Origin of the sequence: Nonlabens sp. (assembly GCF_047636915.1) — a bacterium.
In the GTDB taxonomy this organism is placed as follows: Bacteria; Bacteroidota; Bacteroidia; order Flavobacteriales; family Flavobacteriaceae; genus Nonlabens.
In genome coordinates this window covers 1-6,538 of sequence record NZ_JBLIGN010000112.1, presented here as the reverse complement: position 1 = coordinate 6,538, position 6,538 = coordinate 1, and the positions used below count along the sequence as shown (strand labels likewise).

The 6,538-nt window shown below is 36.2% G+C and carries 8 protein-coding genes; all 8 read left to right on the top strand.

Annotated features, from left to right (window positions below; genetic code table 11):
• Nucleotides 1-8 precede the first annotated feature (8 nt).
• The 8 genes from ACJAT0_RS12010 to ACJAT0_RS11975 all read left to right on the top strand — a co-directional run bounded on the left by ACJAT0_RS12010 (nt 9) and on the right by ACJAT0_RS11975 (nt 6,224).
• Nucleotides 9-977, top strand: a complete 969-nt coding sequence (locus ACJAT0_RS12010) for a Gfo/Idh/MocA family protein (RefSeq protein WP_374003983.1) — start codon at nt 9-11, stop codon at nt 975-977.
• A gap of 137 nt (nt 978-1,114) precedes the next feature.
• Nucleotides 1,115-2,002 (top strand): 3-hydroxyacyl-CoA dehydrogenase family protein, encoded by an 888-nt coding sequence (locus ACJAT0_RS12005; RefSeq protein ID WP_415181849.1) that lies wholly within the window; start codon nt 1,115-1,117, stop codon nt 2,000-2,002.
• Between the two features lie 11 nt (nt 2,003-2,013).
• Nucleotides 2,014-2,874, top strand: coding sequence for a hypothetical protein (locus ACJAT0_RS12000; protein WP_415181848.1), 861 nt, complete (start codon nt 2,014-2,016; stop codon nt 2,872-2,874).
• Nucleotides 2,875-2,890: 16 nt separating this feature from the next.
• The gene (locus tag ACJAT0_RS11995) at nt 2,891-3,322 is read left to right on the top strand and encodes a hypothetical protein (RefSeq protein ID WP_415181847.1); all 432 of its coding nucleotides are present in this window, start codon (nt 2,891-2,893) and stop codon (nt 3,320-3,322) included.
• 236 nt (nt 3,323-3,558) lie between these two features.
• Nucleotides 3,559-3,699 carry a hypothetical protein gene (locus ACJAT0_RS11990; RefSeq protein WP_374003954.1) on the top strand — a complete coding sequence of 47 codons (141 nt, stop codon included), beginning with the start codon at nt 3,559-3,561 and terminating at the stop codon, nt 3,697-3,699.
• 39 nt (nt 3,700-3,738) lie between these two features.
• Nucleotides 3,739-4,956: a DUF1015 domain-containing protein gene (locus ACJAT0_RS11985; protein ID WP_374003955.1), complete on the top strand. Its 1,218-nt coding sequence runs from the start codon at nt 3,739-3,741 to the stop codon at nt 4,954-4,956.
• A 2-nt stretch (nt 4,957-4,958) separates the two neighbouring features.
• Complete coding sequence (locus tag ACJAT0_RS11980) at nt 4,959-5,630, top strand: YggS family pyridoxal phosphate-dependent enzyme (RefSeq protein ID WP_415181846.1); 672 nt, start codon at nt 4,959-4,961, stop codon at nt 5,628-5,630.
• 198 nt (nt 5,631-5,828) lie between these two features.
• Complete coding sequence (locus ACJAT0_RS11975) at nt 5,829-6,224, top strand: DUF2721 domain-containing protein (protein WP_374003957.1); 396 nt, start codon at nt 5,829-5,831, stop codon at nt 6,222-6,224.
• Nucleotides 6,225-6,538 lie beyond the last annotated feature (314 nt).

Genomic DNA, 6,538 nt, shown 5'->3' with positions numbered 1-6,538 from the left:
GCAACATGATGCTTAAAGTCGGAGTTCTCGGTGCTGGTCACCTAGGTAAAATTCACCTTAAATTATTACAACAAAGCAAGAGATACGACCTTATAGGTTTCTATGATGCCAGTGCAGAGATTGCCGCTCAAATAGAAGCCGATTTAGGATACACCTATTATTCAGATATTGATGAACTCATCGCCGCCTGCGACGTGATAGACGTGGTTACTCCTACGTCTTACCATCACGCGAGTGGTATAAAAGTTTTAGAAGCTGGAAAACACCTATTCATTGAAAAACCTATAACGGTAACCGTAGAAGAGGCGGAGGAATTGATCTCGCTTTCGCGAAAGCACAATGTAAAAGGACAAGTAGGCCAAGTAGAACGATTTAACCCAGCATTTAGATCTGTAGCAGACCGTTTTGACAATCCTATGTTTATAGAAACTCATCGCCTCGCAGAGTTCAATCCGCGTGGGACTGATGTAAGTGTCGTGCTAGATTTAATGATCCATGATATCGATGCGATCTTAAGTGTGGTGAAAAGCAAGGTGAAAAGTGTGAGCGCTAGCGGTGTTTCTGTCATTTCTGAAACACCCGATATTGCAAATGCGCGGATAGAATTTGAAAACGGCTGTGTAGCAAACCTTACAGCAAGCCGGATCAGTCTTAAAAAGATGCGTAAAGCTCGTTTCTTCCAAAAAGACGCTTATATCTCGGTAGATTTCTTAACTAAAAAAGTAGAAGTGGTCCGTATGAAAAACGCGCCAGAAGTACCGGGAGATTTTGACATGATTCTTCAGAATGCAGAAGGTATCAAAAAACAAATCTATTTTGACAATCCAGATGTAGTAGATAACAACGCAATCCTAGAAGAGCTGGAAACCTTTGCAGACGCTATAGAAAATGATACGCGACCGATCGTTAATTTAGAGGATGGAACTGCTGCACTCGATGTCGCGTTGAAAATTATTAAAGAGTTTAGATCGCTGTAGACCGACAGTAAAAAAGACAGGTTTTGCATCAAGTGCAGTAAATCCAAGTAACAAGTGATAAAATAACTTGCATTCATCTTTGGTCCAACATAAGTCGAGACCTTTTTAAAAGAGCAGGATGCTTATAATTGAAGAATATGAAAAACATATCAGTAATAGGTGCAGGAACCATGGGAAATGGAATTGCACACACCTTTGCACAATCAGGATTTAAAGTTTCTCTTGTGGACATTTCTCAAGAAAATATAGATCTAGGTATGGCTACCATTGCCAAAAATCTAGACCGCATGATTGCTAAAGAGCGCATCACAGAAGACGATAAAACAAGTACGTTAGGGAATATCACTTCTTATTTAGATCTTAAAGAAGGTGTCTCACAAGCAGATCTTGTCGTAGAAGCAGCGACAGAAAACTTAGACTTAAAGCTTAAGGTTTTTGGTGATATGGATCAATTTGCACCAGCACATTGCATTCTTTCTACCAATACTTCTTCTATTTCTATCACACAAATCGCAGCGGTTACCAAACGCCCAGATCAAGTGATAGGAATGCACTTTATGAATCCGGTGCCTATCATGAAACTCGTAGAAATCATACGTGGCTATTCTACCAGTGATGAAGTTACGGCTACCATAATGGAACTCTCTAAACAATTGGGTAAGACCCCTACTGAGGTAAACGACTATCCAGGTTTTGTAGCCAACCGTATTTTAATGCCTATGATAAATGAGGCGATAGAGACCTTATACCATGGCGTTGCTGGTGTAGAAGAAATCGATACCGTAATGAAATTGGGAATGGCGCATCCTATGGGACCTTTACAACTGGCCGACTTTATTGGACTAGATGTATGTTTAAGTATCCTTAACGTGATGCACGAGGGTTTCAAAAACCCTAAATACGCACCCTGCCCTTTATTAGTAAACATGGTCATGGCTGGCAAAAAAGGCATCAAATCTGGAGAAGGATTCTATGATTATGCCACTTCTAGAAAAGCGGAAGTAGTTAGTAAGAGTTTTTTATAAACCAAAATAACATGAATAAAACTCTATGCTTTTTAAATTTATTAGTTTTAACAACTTTTATAAGTTGCTCTTCTGATGACGGTGGTAGTGCCACATTACTTGAATTACAAGTCTCTAAAATGACGATTGAAGAAAGTATTGATTTAGGTCAAACTTATCCTCAAAGAATGGTTTCTATTTTTGAAAATGGACTGCCTAAAACGGACAGTATCTATTTTGAAAACAACCTTTCATTTACCTCCACATATGAATACAATAATTTAAATGATTTAGAATCTTTAAAATTCTATGATCCGAACTCTGTCTTAATGGAAGAGTATCTCTATACTTACGACGGCTTACAAAGGATGCAATCGATAAGCTATCAAGATTTTGTTTTTCCATTTAATTCTCTAAGTAATTATAATTACGATCAAAATAATAGTATTGACGTTAATAATGGTTCTTTTACGATTGCTTATGATTCAAACGAGCTGGTTACAGCGATAAACTCTGGCAGTATGGCTCTAGAAACTGCCACCTATAACGGTTTGTTGCCTCAAACAGTAAATGTTGAAGAAAATGACACCACATTTGATTACACATTTATACCGGTGAATTATAAAGGAGGCTTTAGACCTAGAGCGCTATTTAGTGATAACCGCCTTAATGGATACCTTCATTCTGACGGTTTGTCTAACGAAGGAGCACTAACAGGCCTAGGTAATTCTAATCAACTAGTTGGTATACAAAGAACATTTAACAACCTTAATATAACTCAAAACTTGACTCGCACCTATACACTGGACTCTAATGATTACCTCAAACAAATAACAGAAGCTAGCACTAACTGGTCTTTAGAACTCAAAAGGATATCTTTTGAATACGAATAAGGTTAAATAAACCATTATGAAGAAAATTATTGTTTTGTTATTTGCTGTTATAAGCTTCTCTTCTTGTCAACAACTAGTTAAAAAAATAGAAAAAGGAATTCGTTTTAAAGGACACGCTACCTATAAAACGACCGCAAAAGAGATGAATTTTAAGATGGCAAAACTCACAGGCTTATCTGCGGAAACTATTTCAAATCAATTCTCAAGCAGTTCTTTTAAAGAAAAAAAAACTTATAAGTTAGGAATAACAGTAAAACAGGCACCTGAAATTTTATTTATTGATAGTATTTCTAAAACAGTATACACAAATATATATACGGTACTGTCAGAAGAGGTTCTCAATTTAAAAGAATTTGATGCTGTGGTAATTACCTTTAGGGATGATAAAAAAGAAGATGGTATTACAAAACGTCAAGAGTACATCATTGAAAAAAAGATAAATAAGTAGAAGTTATCAAAATCTATCAGGACACATCAAAGAAGGGGTTTTTGAATACCAGAATTTAAACCTAGAACAACTGGAATACCGCGAGCGGGAACGGGTTAAAATTTATATATGGACTGAATAAAATATGTTGTTGTACCATGGATTCTATAGTTTAAAGGTAAGCAAGTACATCGATAACGAGAAAAGAGCCTTTAGATAGCTTAAAGTAGAAATTTTTTCTCTAGAGATTGACTTACATGACAGTAGGAACTCCTAAAGATTATTACGAAATGGAAGACTCCCTTAAAAAAAAGTTGGTGTGTTCATTTGGGAAACAAGAACCACGTAAAGTAGCAGACCCTAAAATTACAGATCTCTATTCCCACGCTTTTAGATAGGGAAATGTAGGGATGGGACAACTCAAATAAAAATACAGTATGCCAAAAATAAAACCATTTAAAGGAGTACGAGCGGCAACAGATATAGCCGCACACCTCATCTCACGCACCTATCAAGATTACGGTAAAAAAGAGCTCAAAGCACAACTCAACTACAATCCGTATAGTTTTTTACAGATTTTAAATCCTGGATATAGATTCAAACAAGAGGTTTCTGGAGTAGATAGATTTAATCTAGTTCGCAATAGGTACCTAGAATTCAAAGAAGAAGGCTATTTGATTCAGGATCAGCAGCCTGCTTTTTATGTATATGAAAATAAAGATCCGCATCACAGTTATACCGGTATAATTGCGAGTACCAGTACGCAAGATTATGTAGAAAATAAAATCAAAATACACGAGGATACTTTAAGTGATAAAGAAATCCTTTTCAAAGATTACCTCAAGTTTGCCGGTTTTAATGCAGAGCCTGTTTTGCTTACTTATGAAGATCGACCTGGAATCGATGAAATTATCAAGCGAGTAAAATTACAGCGACCGGATGAATTTTTCTCTACCACTGACTTTAATTCACATAAGTTATGGGCAGTTACTGATCCAGAAATCATTAAAGATATAGAAAACCAGTTTCAAGACATAAAAGAGCTCTACATTGCAGATGGCCACCATCGCAGTGCCAGTTCCAATTTGCTTTCTCAAGAAACAGCAGTTACAAAAGAAAGCTATCATTATTTTATGAGCCTTCTCATTGCAGAAAGTCAGTTAAATATTTATGAATTCAACAGACAAGTCAGAGATTTAAATGGACTGACTAAAGAAGAATTTTTAATGAAACTAGACCGACATTTTAGAATTCAAAATCGAGGTCTAGAGCTTTATAAACCTTCAAAAAAGCACCATTTCAGTATGTATCTTGATGGAGAGTTTTACAGCCTTTATTTACGTAAGGATTTGTATGAAATCGCTACTCCATTACAGGATCTCGATACGCAACTATTATACGATTTGATTTTACTACCTATTTTAGGAATAGAAGATCTACGAACAGACGATAGAATCAAATACAGTTCTGGAAAGCAGGATTTGATGCACATCAAAGAACGTGTTGATAAAAAGGAGTTTCAAGTAGGTTTTGGTCTATTTCCAACTACTGTAGAACAGATGAAATCAATTGCAGACGCCGACTTGAGAATGCCTCCCAAAAGTACTTTTATCCGTCCCAAACTACCTAGTGGTTTGATAATTTATGAATTTTAGAAATGAGCACAATTACAGAATCCTTGTTACGCTTTCGCGAAAGCGTTCACCCAACAGCCACGTTAGTGGCTGTGAGTAAAACAAAACCTATAAGCGATCTAGAAGAAGCATATGATGCTGGGCAAAGACATCTAGGTGAGAATAAAATCCAAGAGATGACTGAGAAATGGGAAACGCTTCCCAAGGACATTCACTGGCATATGATAGGTCATACCCAACGTAATAAAGTCAAATATATGGCGCCTTACGTACATTTAATACACAGTGTGGATTCTCCAAGATTGCTTAAAGAAATCAATAAACAGGCTAAAAATAACGATAGGATCATCAATTGCTTACTGCAAGTTCACATTGCTCAAGAAGAATCAAAGTTTGGTTTTGATGAGCAAGAATTAATCGCTTTATTAAACGATCAAGCCTTTAAAGAGTACAAAAATGTGCAAATCAAAGGACTTATGGGAATGGCAACATTTACCGATAAAAAAGATCAGGTGAGAACAGAATTCAAATCTCTAGCCCATACTTTTAAAAAGATAAAAGAGGACCACTTACTAGATTCCAGACATGATTTTACGGAATTATCTATGGGAATGACTGGTGACTATGAAATTGCGCTAGAAGAAGGTTCTACGATGGTACGAATAGGCAGCGCTATTTTTGGCAGTAGAAGCTAGCCAGCGGTCACTGTTTTCATTCACTGTTTTAGTTTTCCTTTATAAACTCACCATAGTGTCCATAACCTAATTGTTGATGATTTAACAGTGGTGAATACCTCTGTCAAATTTGTAAAGATAAGCAGCTTTTTTTTTAATAATTACTAAAACCGGCAGGATCATAGAACCAGAAACCTCTGCTTGCATAAAAAGACAATAATGAATCTTACTTTAAGTATCCCAGCGCTTCTATTTCCAGCTATTTCTTTAACCATGCTCGCTTACAATGCAAGGTATCTAGCCATTGCCGCATTAATTAGAAGTTTATACAGCCAGTATGAAGAAACAGACTCAGAAAAAGTACTTTTACAAGTTCAAAAACTAACCAAGCGCCTTACGATTATTAAAAACATGCAAGCCGTTGCTATTTTGAGCTTTTTATTAGCTGTGATTACCATGTTCCTGATCTATATCGAACTGAGTTTTTGGGCAAAAATAGTATTTGGAACCAGTCTCATCGCATTGATGTTATCGCTGATATTATCTTTCATTGAAGTACAGCTTTCCACAAAAGCGTTGAACATACAGCTGCAAAGTATCGGTAAAAAATATTGATGCCTCAACTATTGTAAGGCAAATGGCTCTTATTGATTTGTAAACAAATAGACAACAACCATACGTATTTAATTCCAAATCATTTGGAGCCGATAGGAATCAACCCTTTTATACAAGTGCTAGAACAAGACTGTTGCTACTATCCTAGAAAAGACGTGAAGGCTTGACAATTGGATTTAATTATGTCGATCTATTACCTGAGGAGACTCTATAGGATCCAGTACCTTTTTAGTATTTTCTACAGACTGCCGTGCACTCGATAAATAGCATTTACAAAACAAAAACAACGTATAATTTATTCTCTATTAAAAGCC